At 61.2% G+C, this 17,274-nt stretch carries 17 protein-coding genes, 1 tRNA gene and 1 riboswitch; of the genes, 8 read left to right on the plus strand and 10 right to left on the minus strand.

Going from position 1 to position 17,274, the window contains the following annotated elements; genetic code table 11:
- Positions 1–284 precede the first annotated feature (284 nt).
- Positions 285–361, plus strand: a tRNA-Met gene (locus ACGYKA_RS16090).
- A 214-nt stretch (positions 362–575) separates the two neighbouring features.
- Here ACGYKA_RS16090 and ACGYKA_RS16095 read toward each other — a convergent pair.
- The 5 genes from ACGYKA_RS16095 to ACGYKA_RS16115 all read right to left on the minus strand — a co-directional run bounded on the left by ACGYKA_RS16095 (position 576) and on the right by ACGYKA_RS16115 (position 5,211).
- Positions 576–1,628 (minus strand): FecCD family ABC transporter permease, encoded by a 1,053-nt coding sequence (locus tag ACGYKA_RS16095; RefSeq protein WP_394413867.1) that lies wholly within the window; start codon positions 1,626–1,628, stop codon positions 576–578.
- Between the two features lie 6 nt (positions 1,629–1,634).
- Entirely contained in the window at positions 1,635–2,570 is a 936-nt protein-coding gene (locus ACGYKA_RS16100) for an ABC transporter substrate-binding protein (protein ID WP_394413864.1), read from the minus strand.
- Positions 2,571–2,584: 14 nt separating this feature from the next.
- Positions 2,585–3,367 carry an ABC transporter ATP-binding protein gene (locus tag ACGYKA_RS16105; RefSeq protein ID WP_394413861.1) on the minus strand — a complete coding sequence of 261 codons (783 nt, stop codon included), beginning with the start codon at positions 3,365–3,367 and terminating at the stop codon, positions 2,585–2,587.
- On the minus strand, positions 3,364–3,771 hold the full coding sequence (locus ACGYKA_RS16110; RefSeq protein ID WP_394418343.1) for a DUF1636 family protein: 408 nt from the start codon (positions 3,769–3,771) through the stop codon (positions 3,364–3,366). The genes ACGYKA_RS16105 and ACGYKA_RS16110 overlap by 4 nt, the downstream gene beginning before the upstream one ends.
- Before the next feature lie 119 nt (positions 3,772–3,890).
- Positions 3,891–4,106, minus strand: a riboswitch (cobalamin riboswitch).
- A 25-nt stretch (positions 4,107–4,131) separates the two neighbouring features.
- Positions 4,132–5,211 carry a CobW family GTP-binding protein gene (locus tag ACGYKA_RS16115; protein ID WP_394413856.1) on the minus strand — a complete coding sequence of 360 codons (1,080 nt, stop codon included), beginning with the start codon at positions 5,209–5,211 and terminating at the stop codon, positions 4,132–4,134.
- 355 nt (positions 5,212–5,566) lie between these two features.
- Between ACGYKA_RS16115 and urtA the strand changes: the two genes are divergently transcribed.
- The 6 genes from urtA to aspS all read left to right on the plus strand — a co-directional run bounded on the left by urtA (position 5,567) and on the right by aspS (position 13,411).
- Positions 5,567–6,853: an urea ABC transporter substrate-binding protein gene (gene urtA / locus ACGYKA_RS16120; RefSeq protein ID WP_394413853.1), complete on the plus strand. Its 1,287-nt coding sequence runs from the start codon at positions 5,567–5,569 to the stop codon at positions 6,851–6,853.
- 76 nt (positions 6,854–6,929) lie between these two features.
- Positions 6,930–8,858 (plus strand): urea ABC transporter permease subunit UrtB, encoded by a 1,929-nt coding sequence (urtB, locus tag ACGYKA_RS16125; protein ID WP_394413850.1) that lies wholly within the window; start codon positions 6,930–6,932, stop codon positions 8,856–8,858.
- A gap of 3 nt (positions 8,859–8,861) precedes the next feature.
- Positions 8,862–10,043: an urea ABC transporter permease subunit UrtC gene (gene urtC, locus ACGYKA_RS16130; protein ID WP_394413848.1), complete on the plus strand. Its 1,182-nt coding sequence runs from the start codon at positions 8,862–8,864 to the stop codon at positions 10,041–10,043.
- Positions 10,040–10,795 carry an urea ABC transporter ATP-binding protein UrtD gene (gene urtD, locus ACGYKA_RS16135; protein WP_394413845.1) on the plus strand — a complete coding sequence of 252 codons (756 nt, stop codon included), beginning with the start codon at positions 10,040–10,042 and terminating at the stop codon, positions 10,793–10,795. The genes urtC and urtD overlap by 4 nt, the downstream gene beginning before the upstream one ends.
- On the plus strand, positions 10,782–11,477 hold the full coding sequence (urtE, locus tag ACGYKA_RS16140) for an urea ABC transporter ATP-binding subunit UrtE (RefSeq protein ID WP_271692372.1): 696 nt from the start codon (positions 10,782–10,784) through the stop codon (positions 11,475–11,477). The genes urtD and urtE overlap by 14 nt, the downstream gene beginning before the upstream one ends.
- 158 nt (positions 11,478–11,635) lie before the next feature.
- Entirely contained in the window at positions 11,636–13,411 is a 1,776-nt protein-coding gene (gene aspS / locus ACGYKA_RS16145; RefSeq protein ID WP_271692371.1) for an aspartate--tRNA ligase, read from the plus strand.
- Between the two features lie 29 nt (positions 13,412–13,440).
- Here the strand turns inward: aspS and ACGYKA_RS16150 are convergent, their stop codons facing one another.
- From ACGYKA_RS16150 to ACGYKA_RS16165, 4 genes are all read right to left on the minus strand, one after another.
- Positions 13,441–14,172 (minus strand): BglII/BstYI family type II restriction endonuclease, encoded by a 732-nt coding sequence (locus ACGYKA_RS16150; RefSeq protein ID WP_348540731.1) that lies wholly within the window; start codon positions 14,170–14,172, stop codon positions 13,441–13,443.
- A complete protein-coding gene (locus tag ACGYKA_RS16155) occupies positions 14,156–14,788 on the minus strand; it encodes an MT-A70 family methyltransferase (protein ID WP_067261508.1) in 633 nt (210 codons plus the stop codon). The genes ACGYKA_RS16150 and ACGYKA_RS16155 overlap by 17 nt, the downstream gene beginning before the upstream one ends.
- Before the next feature lie 112 nt (positions 14,789–14,900).
- On the minus strand, positions 14,901–15,377 hold the full coding sequence (locus tag ACGYKA_RS16160) for a hemerythrin domain-containing protein (RefSeq protein WP_067261510.1): 477 nt from the start codon (positions 15,375–15,377) through the stop codon (positions 14,901–14,903).
- Positions 15,378–15,435: 58 nt separating this feature from the next.
- Positions 15,436–15,609, minus strand: coding sequence for a hypothetical protein (locus ACGYKA_RS16165; protein WP_394418339.1), 174 nt, complete (start codon positions 15,607–15,609; stop codon positions 15,436–15,438).
- Between the two features lie 149 nt (positions 15,610–15,758).
- Between ACGYKA_RS16165 and ACGYKA_RS16170 the strand changes: the two genes are divergently transcribed.
- Positions 15,759–16,481, plus strand: a complete 723-nt coding sequence (locus ACGYKA_RS16170; RefSeq protein ID WP_394413839.1) for a GNAT family N-acetyltransferase — start codon at positions 15,759–15,761, stop codon at positions 16,479–16,481.
- 9 nt (positions 16,482–16,490) lie between these two features.
- Here the strand turns inward: ACGYKA_RS16170 and ACGYKA_RS16175 are convergent, their stop codons facing one another.
- A complete protein-coding gene (locus tag ACGYKA_RS16175; protein WP_394413876.1) occupies positions 16,491–17,210 on the minus strand; it encodes a response regulator in 720 nt (239 codons plus the stop codon).
- Positions 17,211–17,274: the final 64 nt, after the last annotated feature.

Consider the following 17,274-nt stretch of genomic DNA (forward strand, 5'->3'; position numbering starts at 1 on the left):
GCCGTAGCGCCGATGGTACTGCGTCTTAAGACGTGGGAGAGTAGGTCATCGCCAAACCTAATAAGTTCCTAGACTACTGTATCTCTCGACGATGATCAGTATAACAAAACCGCCGCAGCTCAATGCTGCGGCGGTTTTGCGTTGGAGGGGGAGCTTTCCAGCGGCCATCGAACTTTGGCGGCGCGAACGGTAAGCGCGCCAGAGAAAATCTCAAGAAAAATTACCTTTTTCTGTTCGAATGCGCTTGCAGCTCCCGCACTATAAGTCTAAACGAAGGGCATTGGCGCGGGATGGAGCAGCCCGGTAGCTCGTCAGGCTCATAACCTGAAGGTCGTAGGTTCAAATCCTACTCCCGCAACCAATATTAGCGCAGTATCGCTTTCAGAAAGACCCGCCCTCGCCGGCGGGTCTTTCTGCATTTGGGGGGATGTCCCCTTGCTCTACCGCTGTTCAAATTCGTGTTCCGCCAGCTTTGCGAAGAAGACTATTTGCGTCGGTAGAAGGGAAGAGAGTTTAGCACAGGGGCGGGTCAGCGGTTCAGCGCCCGGTTGGAGCGTCTCTCATAGTAATGCGCCTCACCGCATCTGCCGCCGCAACAACCAAACGAAAAACACGCCGCCGATCAGTCCCGTAACGATGCCGATGGGCATATCGTCGGGGGCCATGATGGTTCTGGCCACGATGTCCGCCCATAAGAGGAACACGGCGCCGCATAGGGCTGAGATAGGGAGCAGGCGGCGGTAGTCGCCCCCGACCATGAGGCGCACGATATGGGGGATCATCAGGCCGACGAAGCCGATCACCCCTGAGAAAGCGACCATGACCCCCGTGATCAGGGCGCCGATGACGAAGATCGTGAGCCGGAAACGCGCCACGGGGATGCCGAGGGTGGTGGCGGTTTCATCGCCGACGGTCATGGCGTTCAAGTGGCCTGACCTGAGCCAGAGATAGGCGCCGCAGCCCAGCAGGATCACGGCGGGGTAGATAAGCCGATCCCATCCCGCCAAGCCGAGGCCGCCGAGCATCCAGAACACCACCGTATGTGTGGCCCGCGGATCGCCAAGGAAGATCAGCACATTGGCGGCGGACATCACGATGAAGGACACGGCGACGCCGGCCAAGACCAGCCGGTCGGCGCTGGTGGCGGCCGCGAATTGCGTGACGGCAAGAACGATCAGTATCGCCCCGAGCGACCCGAGGAAGGCGAACAGGGGGACGGTCAGCCCTCCGAGGAACAGCCCCGTGTGCAGCAGGGCCAGAATGGCGCCGAATGCGCCGCCTGCCGAGATGCCAAGCAAATGTGGGTCCGCCAGAGGGTTGCGGGTGACGGCCTGAAGGCTGGCGCCGACGATCGCCAATCCCGCTCCGACGAGACAGGCGAGGATGGCCCTTGGCAGGCGGATGCTCCAGACGATTGCCTCCCGCCCGGCGGACCAGTCCACGGCCACGGCGCCGGGGGCGGCCTTGTTGGCCAAGATGCCCCAGACGGTTTCGACGGGGACCACGACGGCCCCCACGCTCACCGCAATCGACAGCGATGCCAGAAGGATCGCGATGCCGAACAGACAAGTGATCCACACCCCCCTCGTGGGTTTCCAAGGCGCTATCGATCGCGGTTTAAACGTCATGAATGCTCACTGCCCCCGAAACGCGGTGGCGAGGGTTTTGACCGCTTCAATGTTGCGCGGGCCGGGCGTGGCCTCGACATATTCCAGCACGACGAAACGGTCGTTCCGCACGGCGTCGATGTCCGCGAAGGCGGGGTTCTCCATTATGAAAGAGCGCTTTTGAGCGGCGGTGACTTCGCCGTAGTTGACGATCACGATGACTTCGGGATCGCGCGCGACCACGGCCTCCCACCCGACGGTGGCCCAGCTTTTCTCAAGGTCGTTCATGATGTTCGTGCCGCCTGCGGCCTCGATCAAGGCGTTTGGCATGGCATAGGCCCCGGCGGTGAAGGGCACATCTTCGCCGCTGTCATAGACAAAGACCCGGGGGGCGGCCTCAAGCGGCGGCAGCGCCGTGAGGAATGCGTCGAGTTCAGCTTGGTAGCCTTCGATCAAACTTTCCGCGCGATCCGAGACGTCGAAGATCGTGCCGAGATTGCGCATGTCGTTATACATATCCTCCATCGAGGATGGGGCTTTTTGACCGATATGGATGCAGCTTTCGGTGAGTTCATAGACTTGAATGCCGAAGGGGGCGAGCGTTTCTGGCGTCACCTCGCCGCCGACCTTCATGCCGTAGTTCCAACCGGCAAAGAAGAAGTCTGCATCCGCCCCGATCAGCACCTCCCGCGAGGGGTATTTCGACGACAGTTCCGGCAGCGCTGCGACACCTGCGGTCATCTCTTGGTCCAGTTTGTTCCAGCCCGAGATGCCGGTATAGCCCACCATGCGGTCTGCGAGGCCGAGCACCAGCATCATCTCAAGCAGGTTCACGTCATTGGCGACCGCGGCTTGGGGTGGGTGATCGAAGGTGACTTCGCGGTCGCAGCTTTGCACGGTGGTCTGGGCGAAGGCCGATCCGGCGATCATCAGGGCGGCGAGGGTGGTGAGAGTAAGTTTCATAAGAGTTTTCCGTTTCAATCTGGAAGGGCAAAAGAGAAATGCGCCGCGCCGCTGGGGGTGAGCCGCTCGCGCTGCGCGTCGACGCGAAATGTTCTTGAGACGAGATCATCGGTCAGAACCGTATTTGGCGGGCCGAAGCCCTGCGGATAGCCGTCTTTCAGCACCAGCACCTCGTCACAGATGCCATCGGCCATATTGAGATCATGAAGCGAGACGACGATGGTCATGTTCAATCCGCGGATCAGGGACACGATTTCAAGCTGGTGGCGTATATCGAGGTGGTTGGTCGGCTCATCCAGGACCAAGACCTGCGGCTCCTGCGCCAAGGCGCGGGCGACCATGACGCGCTGCCTTTCCCCGCCCGAAAGGGTGCCGACATCGCGGTGGGCGAGGGGGTGCAGGCTGAGCCGGTCCAAGACGCGGTCGATGATCTGCTCGTCCTTGCGGCTGGATGACGAAAACGCCGCGCGATGAGGCGTGCGGCCAAGGCGGACGATCTCCGAGACCGTCAGCCCAAAGGACGGCGTCTGTTCTTGCAAGACGGCGGCGATGCGCCGCGCGGCGGCACGGGCGGAGAGGGACCAGATATCCTGCCCGCCTACATGGATCGACCCCGTCTGGGGCGGTTGAAAACGGTAGAGCAGACGCAAGAGGGTGGATTTGCCCGCGCCATTCGGCCCCAACACGCCCAAAACGCCACCCGCAGCGACGTTAAAGGACGTAGGATGCAGAACCGGCTGGCCCGATTTTCCCGGCGCCCAGCTCACATCCTTTACCGCAAGATCGGCAGCCCTCATGAGACGCGCAGGTGGCTGGGTTTCAGCTCGATCATGGCCGCAGGCACCCGCGCAAGGGTGGATTTGCGCAGTTTGCCGGGGCGGTCCAGCGAAGAGCACCAGCCGTCATTCAGTGTGGCATAGTGCTGGGCGAAGGCCACAAGGTCGTCGATGTCTTCGTCAGGGTCGATGTCGCCAAAGAGGTAGGTCGCCTTTGCGCTGGCGTGATAGGCCACCGTGCAGGGGCGATCGCAGCCCGCCATACAGGCCACGCCCGCGATCTCGAAACCCTCAGGGATCGCCGCGCCGGCTGCCGCGATTGCGGCGCTCAGCTTCTGGATCAGGTCAAAGCCCGGGCGGCAATCCGTGCCTTTGTGTTTGCATGAGGTGCAAACCGTAATCCTGTGGTTTTGATGCGTATCCATGTCGCCCTCCGCGAACGCGCGGGGGATCGAGCAGCCATGTTCTACAGCAGGGGAGTTTCCCTGTCGCCATCATGTTCTCCTAACCAGACACCCCGTCTGGGTTGAGTTGCAATTACGGCCCTCTCGGCGCCGGTGATGGCAGGTCTCCTGACTCACGGATCGACGCTCGCCCGAACCTTCCCAAGCCTTAAGCTCAGTGGTTTTTGCCGGGGTCACTCACCGCTCACAGTTGCGGGGGCAGTTACGGTTTCGGCGCGCGCTGCTTGCCTTACCGTATTCCCTTTTCATCCCAGACGCCGCTGCGGCGGCTGGAAACCATCGCCATAATCTGTGGCCGAAGAGCCATGCCGGGTCAAGCTGCTATCCCGCCTGTCGCTCCGGGCCATCGCGCCGGGCGCGCAGCATATCGAGGCTCCGGTTCAGTTCGGGGTTGGTCATGTCGCGGGCGATGACGACGATGCGGGACTGCTGATCGTCCTTTGGCCAGTCGCGCAGGGGGACGGGCGGATCGAAAAGATGCTGCACGCCGTGAAAGACAAAGGGGGTGGGGACGTCTTCCAGATGCACAATGCCTTTAACCCGCAAAAGATCGGACCCGCGCAGCCTGACCAGCGTGTCGAGCCAAAGGTCGAAAGCCTCGGCCGGGATCGGTGCGTCTAGAACGATGGAGGCCGACCCGATCCGTGCATCATGTTGGTGGGTTTGCATCATGGGCGCGGATGCCGAGGGCGAGGCGAAGCCCGAGAGGTTGTCAAGCGGATCGGACTTTTCGACGGGCGTGAGCCATTCCATAACGTTGCTCGCATCAACCGCCCGCCGCATACCGCTGAGCCCCCAGAGCGATGCAACCGGGATAAGCCCGCGTTCGGCCTTGATGATGCGCGCCGTTTGATTGAGGTCGCGCAGCCTGCCTTCAAAGGCGGCAAGCGCTTGCTGGGTCACCAAGTCGGATTTGCTGAGCACCAGCAGATCGGCCATCGCCACCTGCGAGACGGCTTCGAACTGCTGATCCAGCGTGTCCGGCCCATTCGCGGCATCGACGACCGTCACAACCCCGTCCACGCGGAATTTGCGGGCCAGATAGGGATCGGCCAAAAAGGTCTGGAGAATGGGGCCGGGATCGGCCAGCCCCGTTGTCTCGATCACGACGCGGTCGAATTGCACGCGCCACGTCTGCCTGCGGCGCTTGAGGTCTTGCAGCGTCCGCGACAGATCCCCCCTGATCGAGCAACACAGACAGCCCGATTGCATGAGAATGACCTCTTCGTCGGCGGTTTCGATCAGGTCGTGGTCAAGCCCGGCCTGACCGAATTCATTCACGACGACTGCGATTTTGGGGGCCTCTTCGCTTGCGACGATGTGATTGAGCAGCGTGGTTTTCCCTGCGCCGAGGAAGCCGGTCAGCAGGGTGACGGGGATACGTTTGTCGGTGGCGGGCATGGTTTGCGGGCTCTGCTATGGATTGTGTCGGTAACGTTATAACATCACAATATGGGGCGCAACCCGTAAGCCAATGCCCCGCCTTTGCCAAATCCATGCGCTCAGCGCCCAAAATTTGGCAGGTCCACCTCAAATTGCCCAATCAAAGGGCGTTGTTGCTGCGCTGCAGAAAGCGACCTTGGGTTAGGGCTTGTTGCAACGCGCCCTGAAATTGAGGCTGCAGGGGCCTCGCTATGGGGCGGCGCCAAGGGAGTTGTCCGGCAAGGGGGGCATCCGCGCGCGATAACAATAAACGCTGTGTGGAAGAGGCATCATCGCGTCTTTGCTCTTCCGCACACCAAACGGGGATACCGTCATGAAATTTTCCACCAAACGCACAGTCACGGCGACCGCTGCCCTTCTGCTCGCAGGATCAGCCGCCGCTGCGGCCTGCGACGATCCGATCAAGGTTGGCGTGCTGCACTCCCTCTCGGGGACGATGGCCATTTCTGAGACGACATTGAAAGACACGATGGAGCTTTTGATTGCGCAGCAGAACGCCGCGGGCGGCTTGCTGGGATGTGAGATCGAAGCGGTCGTCGTCGACCCGGCTTCCGACTGGCCGCTGTTCGCCGAAAAGGCGCGAGAGCTTCTCACCGTCTCCGAGGTGGATGTCATCTTTGGCTCTTGGACCTCGGTCTCGCGCAAATCCGCACTGCCCGTTCTGGAAGAGCTGAACGGCCTGATGTTCTACCCGGTCCAGTATGAGGGCGAGGAAAGCTCGCGCAATGTGTTCTACACCGGTGCGGCCCCGAACCAGCAGGCGATTCCGGCCACCGATTATTTCCTTGAGGAACTGGGCGTCGAGAAATTTGCGCTGCTGGGCACTGACTATGTGTATCCCAGAACCACCAACAACATTCTTGAGCAATATCTGCTGGATAAGGGCATCCCCGAAGAGAACATCTTCGTCAACTACACGCCTTTCGGCCATTCTGACTGGTCCACGATCGTATCGGATGTGGTCGAATTGGGCGCGGATGGCTCGCAGGTGGGCGTGATCTCAACCATCAATGGCGATGCGAATATCGGCTTTTATAAAGAACTGGCCGCGGCGGGCATCTCTGCCGATGACATTCCGGTCGTCGCCTTCTCGGTCGGAGAAGAAGAGCTTTCGGGCCTCGATACCGCTGACCTCGTGGGGCACCTCGCGGCTTGGAACTACTTCCAATCGGCTGAATCTGAGCAGAATGACGAATGGGTCGCTGCCTGGAAAGAGGCGATGGGCGAAGACCGGGTGACCAATGACCCGATGGAGGCGCATTACATCGGTTTCAACATGTGGGTGAACGCGGTCACCGAAGCAGGCACCACGGATGTGGATGCTGTGCGTGCGGCGATGTATGGGCAGGAATTCCCGAACCTCACCGGCGGGACGGCTGTCATGCTGCCCAATCACCACCTCGCCAAGCCTGTGTTGATCGGTGAAATCACCGAAGACGGCCAATTCGACATCATCAGCCAGACCGAAGAAGTGCCGGGCGATGCATGGACGGATTTCCTGCCTGAATCGGCGGTTCTGGTCTCCGATTGGAAAGACCTCGAATGCGGCATGTACAACAAAGAGACCGGGACCTGCGTTCAGTTGACTTCGAACTACTGAACCCAAGCGCCGGGCGCGTCCTCAGCCGTGCCCGGCATCCGTTTTGACCATTCCCTCACCGAAAGCCCCATACCTCATGGTTCGAATGCTGCTCAGCTTGATGTGCTTGCTGGCCTCTGTCGGTTTTGCACCCGCTCAGGACCTCCAGTCCCTTTTGCAGACCCACGAAGCAGAGGTGGTCAAACCCTCGCGTAAATCGGTCGGTGTCCTATTGGACGATCTGGTGGCCTCGGACTTGCCGCAGGTGCCAGTCTTTCTGGAGCAATGGGCCGAGCGGAACGTCTGGCAAGAAGATACCTCGGGCCTGTTCTACTTTGGGGCCGAGGCGGATGATACACTCGCGCTGCGCGACATAGATACGGGCGAGGAGGCCACCGCGCCCTCGGATGGGTTCAGCCAACTGCGCCCCAATGGTGGCGTGCGGCGGGTCATCGGCACGGCCTTGGTGCAGTTTCAACTGTCCGATCCCGATCCTGCGCGCCGCCGCGCCGCGCTTGAAAGCATTGCACGCCGCAGCGATGCCAGCCAGCTTGGCCCGCTCCTGGCCTCCCTCGACGGGGAGGATGACCCCGCCCTGCGCGCCCGCAAGGAGCAATTGGCCAATTTCCTGACCGCGCGCTTTGGGCAGGCGGTTGATGAGCGCATCCGCGCGATTGAAAGCCTGTCCTCCGACACCTCACTCGAAGCGCGGGCGGTGCTGAGCCAGATCCTTTCGGCCAAGACCGGCGTGGCCGAACAGCAGCCCGAGGGGAACATCGCCCGCATTCTTGATCCCACGGCAGCACCCTCGGCAAGCTATGAGGCGCTGGTGGAGGCAGGGCTCGCCCCAGCAACCGTGCCACAAGGCGAGATACGGGCGGCGCTGGAAGCCAATATCGTCGATGGCCGGGTGGGCGGCGTTCCTCTGGCGCAGTTGGACGACCCGGCGCGGCGTTTGGATGCCTATCGCGCGCTTGCCGAGGCGGGCCGCGTGCCGCCTCTGGTGACGCAGGATGATATCGACACCGCTTTGCAGAACGCTGTCTTTTATGAGCGTTACGCAGAGGATGACGCCGCGATCACCGACGCGGCCCGCGCCACGCTCGACGCGGTCGAAACGCGGGTCGGCTGGGCGCAGACGTTGGATTTGACACTCGACGGTCTTTCGCTGGCTTCGATCTATTTCCTCGCCGCGATTGGGCTCGCGATCACCTTTGGGCAGATGGGGGTCATCAACATGGCCCATGGCGAGTTTATCATGATGGGCGCCTATACGGGCTATGTGGTGCAGATCGTCATCCCCGATTACACTGTATCGCTTCTGATCGCGCTGCCGCTGGCATTCGCCGTCACCTTTGGCGCGGGCGTCGCGATGGAGCGGCTGGTGATCCGGCATCTCTATCACCGTCCGCTTGAGACCCTTTTGGCGACCTTCGGCATCTCGATCGCTTTGCAGCAGATTGCCAAGAACATCTTTGGCACGCAGGCCCGCCCGCTGACATCGCCCGAATGGCTGCGCGGGGCGCTGGTGATTTCGGATGTGGTTCAGATCAGTTTCATCCGCATCGCCATTTTCGTGCTGGCGCTGATCTTTCTGTTCTTGCTGCTGTATATCCTCAAGCGCACGCGCCTTGGCTTGGAGGTGCGCGCGGTGACGCAAAACCCCGGCATGGCGGCCTCGATGGGGATCAACCCGGATCGCATCAACATGATGACCTTCGGACTGGGCTCCGGCATCGCCGGGGTCGCGGGCGTCGGCATCGGGCTTTATGCGCAGGTCACCTCTGAGATGGGCACGAATTACATCGTGCAAAGCTTCATGACTGTCGTGGTGGGCGGTGTCGGATCGGTCTTCGGCACGCTGGCGGGCGCGGGGCTGATCGGCTTCCTGCAAAAGGGGATTGAGTGGTTGAACCCCTCCAATACGCTGGCGGCCCAGACCTATATGATCCTTTTCATCATCCTGTTCATTCAATTCCGGCCCAAGGGCATTGTCGCCCCCAAAGGCCGGGCAGCGGCGGATTGAGCCATGACCCAGACGCACAGCCAACGCAGTTCCTTCATCGGGCGCAATCCTTCGGTTCTCTACTTCCTCGCCGCGCTGGGCCTGTTCACGGCCCTTGTCACGGTGATGTCCGAAGCGGTGGGCACCGGGCTTGTCTCGACCTCTTTCGTCAAGACACTGGGCAAGACCCTTTGCCTGTGCCTTGTGGCCATCGCGATGGATGTGGTCTGGGGGTATTGCGGTATCCTCAGCCTTGGGCATTTCGCCTTTTTCGGGATCGGGGGCTACGCCATCGGGATGTGGCTCATGTATGCACGCACCGAGATCATTGTGGCCGACAGCCTCGCCGGTCAGACAATCCCGCCCACGCCGCAGGAGATATCGGACGCCATCGGAAACCAGATTTTCGGGGTTGTCGGCTCATCCGACTTTCCGCTGATCTGGGCCTTTGCGGACAGCCTGTGGATTCAATTGGCCTTCGTCGTGCTGATCCCCGGCGCGCTGGCGCTGGTCTTTGGCTGGCTTGCCTTCCGCAGCCGCGTCAATGGGGTCTACCTGTCGATCCTAACCCAAGCCATGACGCTGGCGCTGGCGCTTTACCTCTTCCAGAACGACAGCGGGCTGCGGGGCAACAACGGCCTGTCGGGGCTGCAAAACATCCCCGGTTTCGCCGACAGCGGGCAAGACGTGGTCTCAATCGTCTTCTTCCTCGCCTCCGCCTTGGCCCTCGCATTGGGCTACCTGTTCTTCGCTTGGACCACCGACAGCAAGCTGGGCAATATCATTCAAGCCATCCGCGACGATGAATCGCGCGTTCGTTTCCTCGGCTATCATGTTGAGAGCTATAAGCTCTTCGTCTTTACCATCACTGCCATTGTCGCAGGCATCGCGGGCGCGCTCTATTACCCGCAGGCGGGCATCATCAACCCGGCTGAGATCGCGCCCATCGCCTCGATCTATCTGGCGGTCTGGGTCGCCATTGGCGGGCGAGGGCGGCTTTACGGGGCGGTCATCGGGGCGGCGGTGGTCTCGCTCCTGTCCAGTTGGTTCACGGGGGGCGGCGCGCCCAGCATAGATCTGGGGGTCTATACGATCCATTGGGTCGACTGGTGGCTGGTGCTGCTTGGCCTGAGCTTTGTACTTATCACGCTGTTTGCGCCCAAGGGCATCGGCGGCCTCTTTGACAAACTGGTGCGCAAGTCATGACTTCTCTTTTGGAAATGTCCGGAATTTCGAAATCCTTTGACGGATTTCAGGCGATCAAGAACCTCAGCCTCCAGATCGGGGAGCCGGAATTGCGGGCCGTCATTGGCCCCAATGGGGCGGGCAAAACCACCTTCATGGATATCATCACCGGCAAGACGAAGCCGGATGAGGGCTATATTCGTTTCGGCGAAGACAGCCGCTCGCTCATCGGTCTGTCGGAAAGCCAGATCGCCATGCTGGGGATCGGGCGCAAGTTTCAAAAGCCGACGGTTTTTGAGGCGCAAACCGTGCGCGAAAACCTCGCCATGGCGTTGAAGAACCCGCGCGGCACCTTCTCGGTCCTGTTCCACCGCAAGACCTCGGAAGGGGCGGCGCGGCTTGAACAGATCGCCGATGAGATCAACCTGACCGCCCATCTCTCCCGCCCCGCCGGAGAGCTCAGCCACGGGCAGAAACAGTGGTTGGAGATCGGGATGCTGCTTGCGCAATCGCCGCGCCTGCTGCTGGTGGATGAGCCCGCCGCGGGCATGACCGCGCATGAGCGCGAGCACACCACCGACATCCTGAGAAAGGCGGCCGAGACTCGCGCTGTTATCGTGGTGGAGCATGATATGGAGTTCGTGCGGCGGCTGAACTGCAAGGTGACCGTGCTGCACGAAGGATCGGTGCTCGCCGAAGGGTCACTGGATCATGTGACCAACAATCAAACCGTTATTGACGTTTATTTGGGGCGCACCGATGCTGGAGATTGAGAACCTGAGCCTGAAATACGGGCAATCCCAGATCCTCCATGACATCACCTTGAACGCGCCCGTGGGGCAGGTGACCTGCGTGACCGGCACGAATGGGGTCGGCAAGACCAGCCTGCTCAAAGCCATCGCCGGGCGGCATCCTTTCTCAGACGGGGCGATCAGGCTTAATGGCGTGGAATTGCAACCGGGGCGTGCGGCACTCTCGGCCAAGGCGGGCGTCGGATATGTGCCGCAGGGGCGTGAGATTTTTCCGCTGATGACCGTGCAAGAGAACCTTGAGACGGGCTTTGCCTGCCTGCCCAAGTCCGAGCGCAGGATCCCGGATGATATCTTTGATCTGTTCCCCGTGCTCGCTGAGATGAAGACCCGGCGCGGGGGGGACCTGTCTGGCGGTCAACAACAGCAGCTTTCCATTGCCCGCGCGCTCATCGCGCGGCCCAGCGTGCTGCTGTTGGACGAACCCACCGAGGGGATTCAGCCCAATATTATCCAGATGATTGGCCGCACCATCCGGCTTCTGCGCGATCGGGGGGAGTTGGCCATCGTGCTGGTCGAGCAGAACTTCGATTTTGCCTATAACAACGCGGATCATTTCCACGTCATGCAGCGCGGCCAGATCACCCAATCGATCCCAAAGGCAGAAGCGAAAAGAGAGCAGCTTTTGGATGCGCTTGCACTCTAGCTGACCCCTCAAAGCGGGATCGCGCAGGACTCCGGCTGGGGGTCTAGGCGCGGAAACCTCCTATTATTGTGGGGGCGCGTGGCAGCAAAGTCTTGACTTCCCGACCGTCAAACGGTGTACCTGCGCGAAACCAGAAATAGCCCTAGGAAGGGACCATCATGCACGCCTATCGCAGCCATACCTGTGCCGATCTGAGCCTTGAGAACAAGGGTGACAATGTGCGCCTGTCCGGCTGGGTGCACCGGGTGCGGGACCACGGCGGTGTGCTGTTTCTGGACCTGCGCGACCATTATGGCATCACGCAGGTGATCTGCGACCCCGACAGCCCGGCCTTCGCCGAGATGGAAAAGGTCCGCGCGGAGTGGTGTGTGCGCATCGACGGCACCGTGAAGGCGCGCGACGAGAGCCTTGTGAACCCCAAGTTGCCCACGGGTGAGATCGAAGTCTACGCGCGCGATATTGAAATCTTGGGTTCTGCCGCTGAACTGCCGCTTCAGGTCTTCGGCGATCAGGAATACCCCGAGGAGACACGTCTGCGCTATCGCTACCTCGACCTGCGCCGGGAGAAGATGCAAAAGAACATGGCGCTGCGCTCTGACGTGGTGGCCTCGATCCGCAAGCGCATGTGGGATCAGAACTTCCGCGAGTTCCAGACGCCGATCATCACCGCCTCCTCCCCCGAGGGCGCGCGCGACTTCCTCGTGCCGTCGCGTCTGCATCCGGGCAAGTTCTACGCCCTGCCGCAGGCGCCGCAGCAGTTCAAACAGCTGCTCATGGTCTCGGGCTTTGACAAATACTTCCAGATCGCGCCCTGCTTCCGCGACGAAGACCCGCGCGCCGACCGCTCGCCCACCGATTTTTACCAGCTCGACATGGAGATGTCCTTTGTCACGCAGCAGGACGTCTTCGACACGATCCAGCCGGTGATCGCAGGCATCTTCGAAGAGTTCGGCGGCGGCAAGAAGGTCGACGAGACTTGGGAGCAGATTTCCTATAAGGATGCCGCGCTGTGGTATGGCTCCGACAAGCCCGACCTGCGCAATCCGATCAAGATGCAGGTGGTGAGCGAGCACTTCCGCGATTCCGGCTTCGCGATCTTTGCCAAGCTGCTTGAGCAAGAGGGCACCGAAATCCGCGCCATTCCCGCGCCCACAGGCGGCAGCCGAAAGTTCTGCGACCGCATGAACGCCTTCGCGCAGAAAGAAGGGTTGCCCGGCATGGGCTATATCTTCTGGCGCGATCAGGGCAACGGAATGGAGGCGGCAGGCCCGCTGGCCAAGAACATCGGGCCCGAGCGCACCGAAGCGATCCGCCAGCAGTTGGGTCTGGGCGTCGGCGATGCGGCCTTCTTCCTCGGCGGCAAGCCGAAGAGCTTCGAGGCCGTCGCAGGCCGCGCGCGTAACGTCATCGGCGAGGAGCTGAACCTCACCGACAAGGAGCGTTTCGCCTTTGCATGGATCGTGGATTTTCCGATTTACGAGCGCGACGAAGAGACCGGCAAGATCGACTTCGAGCACAACCCCTTCTCCATGCCCCAAGGCGGGATGGAAGCGCTGGAGGGCGATCCGCTCAAGGTGCTGGGCTATCAATATGACCTCGCCTGCAACGGCTACGAACTGGTTTCGGGCGCGATCCGGAACCACAAACCCGAGATCATGTTCAAAGCCTTTGAGATCGCGGGCTACGGCGAAGACGAGGTGCGCAAGCGCTTTGGCGGCATGGTCAACGCCTTCCAATACGGCGCGCCGCCCCACGGTGGCTGTGCTGCGGGCATCGACCGTATCGTCATGCTGCTGGCCGAAGAGCAGAACATCCGCGAAGTCATCCTCTTCCCGATGAACCAACGCGCCGAAGACCTGATGATGAACGCCCCCTCCGAGCCCAGCAGCGATCAGCTGATGGAGCTGGGTCTGCGGGTCATCCCGCAGGAGTGACCCTGTCTGAATGAAACGTCGCCCCCGGCTTAACCGGGGGTGATATTGCCCGGTAGGATGCCCAGCACCAGAACCGGGCAGCCGCCACTACGACCGGCGGCGATGCGGCTGATCAGCTTGTGGGTGCCGGTGGTGCTGGCCCCGAATTTCGCGCTGACGGTCTTGTCGGTCTCATTGCCGAATTTGTCCAAGCAATTGCCGAGCGATTTGAAAAAGTCGTTCGACAGTTCGCGCGTGACAATGACGCCCACGTCGATCACCCCCGCTTCGAAAAAGCTGCGAAAGGCGTAAAGGTCGCGGTCATAGGTCTGGTCCTTGCTGTTCCACTCATAGTCGAACGCTACCCGGCCACGCCAGAAATCGACCATATGATTGTGGATGAAGTCTTCGCGGATGATGCGGTCGACTTCGGGCGCGCTGTCGCCCTTGCCCGCGGTGAGTTGCACCAGCAGGTCGGCCTTGATGCGCACCTCTTCGTGGAAATTCTCGGCTGCCGCATATTGCGCGAAACGGGTGGTGGCCGACATCCGGTTGCCGCCCGGCGCGCGGATTTCATTGCGGCTGATGGTGAATTGGCGCAGCACCCGGATGATCGCGGCCAATTCCTCGGGCGCGCGTTGTTGCAGCACGGCGGCGGCGCTGCGGTAGCTGGTGACGGAATAGCGGTCGCGCAGATCGACGGGCAGCAGGTCTTCGACAAGCCTTTCGTCGTCGAAAACCGCGTCGTCGATGCGCCGCGCCAGATTACTCAGCCGCGACACTGGAATTGTAGCTGTAGGTCTTCCAATCGGGCTTGTAATCCGCCTCGGCCTGATTGCCCCAAACGGTCCAACCCTCGCGCACGCCACGCCCGAAGAGTTCGAGGTAGGGGCCCCAAGAGCAGCTTTCGATCAGGTCATATTGCTCATCCGGCTTGCGCGAATGCTCGCGCTTGCGGGTTTGCAGCATGTTCACCTGCCGCCTCCCGGCGTCGAGCGTGCGCACATTCTTACCACGCACGCCGAACAGCAAAATCTCGGTCACATTGCGGAAGTAAAACCCCACGCCACGCCCATCACTGCCGCCATCCTTTCGGATTTTGTGCCAAATGATGTTGGATTTATACTCAAACCCCCAAGCCTTGAGCACCTGCAACCCTTCGGGCAGGAGCGCATTTGGCACCCACATGTAGCAATGCGCGCGGTCTTCGAGGTGATCGGCCACGGGCAGGGCGCAGATATCCTCAACCGTCATCGTGGGATAACGGGCCAAGCGCTTATGCTCGGGCGCGACCTTTCCGGTGCGGTTGGTAAAGCGCCACGGCGGGTCCGCCATGACGCATCCAAACCGGTCTTTGCCCAGAAAGTCGCGTAGGTCTTGTGATGGATTATCGCTCATATCCAATATATTGCGTTCCCTCGGGCTTTCTTGCAACCGCAACCTGCCCGGCGGGGCTGGATATCCACAAGAACGTTAAGGGAACACATTTAGCAGGGAAGAGCGGCTTGGGTCAATCCTCAAGGCTGTCTTCGCGCTTTTCCTCGATGAGTTTGGCTTCCTTTTCCTTACGCTTCAGGAACTTGTCGCCGAAGGCGTCGTTCTGTTCCTCACCGATGACCTTCTTGGCGCGGGTGAAAAGCTCGTCTTCTTCCTCGTCCATGTGATGTTCGTAATCATGCTTGAGTTGCTTGAAACGAGTCAGCCAAGCCGAGGATGACATGTCGGTTTCGCGCAGTTCCTCCATGATATCGTCAAGCTGCTGGTGTTCATGCACCGAATGGCGCGCGTGATCTTGGCCCCATGTCTCCGACATCAGCGTGGAATAAAAGGTCTCCTCCTCTGCAGCGGCGTGGGATTTCACGTCATGGTAAAAACGGTCCCAAGCTTTGCGGCGCTCGGCGCTGTCGCCTTCGGTGTCGGCAATGGTGTTCAACAGGGCGCGGTGTTCATCATGATCTTCTTTGATCGCGTCATAGATGGAGGGCATGGGAAAATCCTTTGGTGTTACCTGTGGCTAACGCCGCAGCCACCGGCAGGTTCCCGCCTTAGAAGACCGTGCCCTGCGCCGCTTGGCTGGCAACCTCTTGAAACAGCCGGCCGGCCTGCGCGTGAAATGCGGCCAAGGCGACGACCACCAGCCCAAGCGCATTCGCGCCCATAACGATCCAGTCGACCGGCTTTGCGGCTGTCGCGCTGTCTTTGGCGTGCTGCTGGCTCATCTCACCCTCCCGGGCCTTTGCGGTTGCGACGATGCTGAAGGCTGATTGTGGCATCAATGTGTAGCTTGGAGGCCGAGACTGGGGTCTGATGCGATTATTTCAAGTTTATTCAGCTTGGCGGCTCGAAAACGCCGGTGCATAACTTTTCCATGAACAGTAAATCTGACCCGCGCCCCGTTGGGCCCCTTGTTGAGAATTGGTCCGAGCCGCCGCGCCCGGCGGGTGAGGTGCTCACCGGCCGTCATGTAGTGTTGGAACCGCTGTCGGCCGAGAAACACGCGGCGCTGCTCTATCCCGCCTATCTGGGGGAGGATCACGTTTGGGATTATCTCCCCAACGGGCCATTCTCGTCGGCGGCGCAGTACCACCGTTGGGTGCGCGACAATGCGGGAAAGGCCGATCCCTATTTCATGGCGGTGAAAGACCGCGCGCGGGACCAATGGCTGGGCGTGGCGAGCTTCCTGCGGATCAAGCCCGAGGCGGGCAGCATCGAAGTGGGCCATATCAACTTGAGCCCCGCGCTTCAGCGCACCCCGGCAGCGACCGAGGCGATATTCCTGATGATGCAATGGGCCTTCGAGACGGGCTATCGCAGGTTCGAGTGGAAATGCGACGCGCTCAACCGTCCGTCGCGCCGCGCGGCGCAGCGTCTGGGGCTGAGTTATGAGGGCGTCTTTCGGCAGGCGACCATCGTCAAAGGGCGCAACCGCGACACGGCTTGGTTCGCCGCGATCGACGCGGAATGGCCCGCGCTGAAAGAGGCGTTCGAGGTTTGGCTTGCCCCCGGTAACTTCGACGGGCAGGGGCAGCAGAAAGAGCGGCTTGGCGATCTGACCCGCCTTGTCCGGGTGGCCGGGGATCCGACGCTTTAACCCGTCAGGCTAGATCGCCAGCTTTTCGGCAAGGCGGTGCTGGATCATCCCGGTGATGGCTGCGGTCTCTGGCCCCGCGGGTTGGCCCAGGGCGCGTTTATGGGCCAAGGCGCGGGCGGCTTCTTCCAAACGTTGATCATTGGCCGAACGGGCCACCCCGCACAAGAATTGCGCGACGTAATCCAGCGTGTGATTGTCGGGCGCGTCCCCCAGCACGTCAGCGATATGGGCGATGTCATCTTGGAAACCGATCCGGTCGGGGGTGACATTATCATCCGGCAGGATGCGTGGCCCCCGGGGGCGGCGGTCGTCGGACAGTGCGGCGAGGATGGCTTGCTGAAAGGAGGACAGCGAGGTGATCGGCTTGGACAGGAACCCATCCACCCCCGCCGCGCGGGCGTCAGGCTCCATATGGCTGTCGCCGGAAATGGCGATGATCGCCTCGACCCGCGGTGTGCTTTGCATAAGTTCGGCAATCAGGTCCAACCCGCTGCCATCGGGCAGGCCAAGGTCGACCAGCGCCACGCTGGGGCGGTAGACCTGCAAATGCCGCCGGGCCGAGCGCAGGCAGTCTGCCCGTCTGATCCGCGCGCCCGAGCGCAGGCAGAGCAGGCGCATCGCCTCACAGGCGAAACGGCTGTCTTCCACCACCAGAACGGTAAGGCCCAGCAATGGCCGCTCCGCCGTGGGGGTGAGGGTCGGTCTTTCAAAGGGGTCGGTATCGTCCATCATCGCCTCCAACAACAACTGCAGCGCCATCGTTACGCCGCGTTGGCTAATGACGCGTTAACGT

Source organism: Sulfitobacter sp. 1A15106 (assembly GCF_043556995.1).
In the GTDB taxonomy this organism is placed as follows: Bacteria; Pseudomonadota; Alphaproteobacteria; order Rhodobacterales; family Rhodobacteraceae; genus Sulfitobacter; species Sulfitobacter faviae.

Excerpts from the sequence above, each read along its gene's own strand:
- aspS (WP_271692371.1), top strand. The coding sequence starts at position 11,636 with ATGCACGCCTATCGCAGCCATACCTGTGCCGATCTGAGCCTTGAGAAC.
- ACGYKA_RS16115 (WP_394413856.1), bottom strand. The coding sequence starts at position 5,211 with ATGCCCGCCACCGACAAACGTATCCCCGTCACCCTGCTGACCGGCTTC.
- ACGYKA_RS16095 (WP_394413867.1), bottom strand. The coding sequence starts at position 1,628 with ATGACGTTTAAACCGCGATCGATAGCGCCTTGGAAACCCACGAGGGGG.
- ACGYKA_RS16110 (WP_394418343.1), bottom strand. The coding sequence starts at position 3,771 with ATGGATACGCATCAAAACCACAGGATTACGGTTTGCACCTCATGCAAA.
- ACGYKA_RS16175 (WP_394413876.1), bottom strand. The coding sequence starts at position 17,210 with ATGGACGATACCGACCCCTTTGAAAGACCGACCCTCACCCCCACGGCG.
- ACGYKA_RS16170 (WP_394413839.1), top strand. The coding sequence starts at position 15,759 with ATGAACAGTAAATCTGACCCGCGCCCCGTTGGGCCCCTTGTTGAGAAT.
- ACGYKA_RS16155 (WP_067261508.1), bottom strand. The coding sequence starts at position 14,788 with ATGAGCGATAATCCATCACAAGACCTACGCGACTTTCTGGGCAAAGAC.
- urtE (WP_271692372.1), top strand. The coding sequence starts at position 10,782 with ATGCTGGAGATTGAGAACCTGAGCCTGAAATACGGGCAATCCCAGATC.
- ACGYKA_RS16105 (WP_394413861.1), bottom strand. The coding sequence starts at position 3,367 with ATGAGGGCTGCCGATCTTGCGGTAAAGGATGTGAGCTGGGCGCCGGGA.
- ACGYKA_RS16165 (WP_394418339.1), bottom strand. The coding sequence starts at position 15,609 with ATGAGCCAGCAGCACGCCAAAGACAGCGCGACAGCCGCAAAGCCGGTC.
- urtD (WP_394413845.1), top strand. The coding sequence starts at position 10,040 with ATGACTTCTCTTTTGGAAATGTCCGGAATTTCGAAATCCTTTGACGGA.
- urtB (WP_394413850.1), top strand. The coding sequence starts at position 6,930 with ATGGTTCGAATGCTGCTCAGCTTGATGTGCTTGCTGGCCTCTGTCGGT.
- urtA (WP_394413853.1), top strand. The coding sequence starts at position 5,567 with ATGAAATTTTCCACCAAACGCACAGTCACGGCGACCGCTGCCCTTCTG.
- ACGYKA_RS16160 (WP_067261510.1), bottom strand. The coding sequence starts at position 15,377 with ATGCCCTCCATCTATGACGCGATCAAAGAAGATCATGATGAACACCGC.
- ACGYKA_RS16100 (WP_394413864.1), bottom strand. The coding sequence starts at position 2,570 with ATGAAACTTACTCTCACCACCCTCGCCGCCCTGATGATCGCCGGATCG.
- urtC (WP_394413848.1), top strand. The coding sequence starts at position 8,862 with ATGACCCAGACGCACAGCCAACGCAGTTCCTTCATCGGGCGCAATCCT.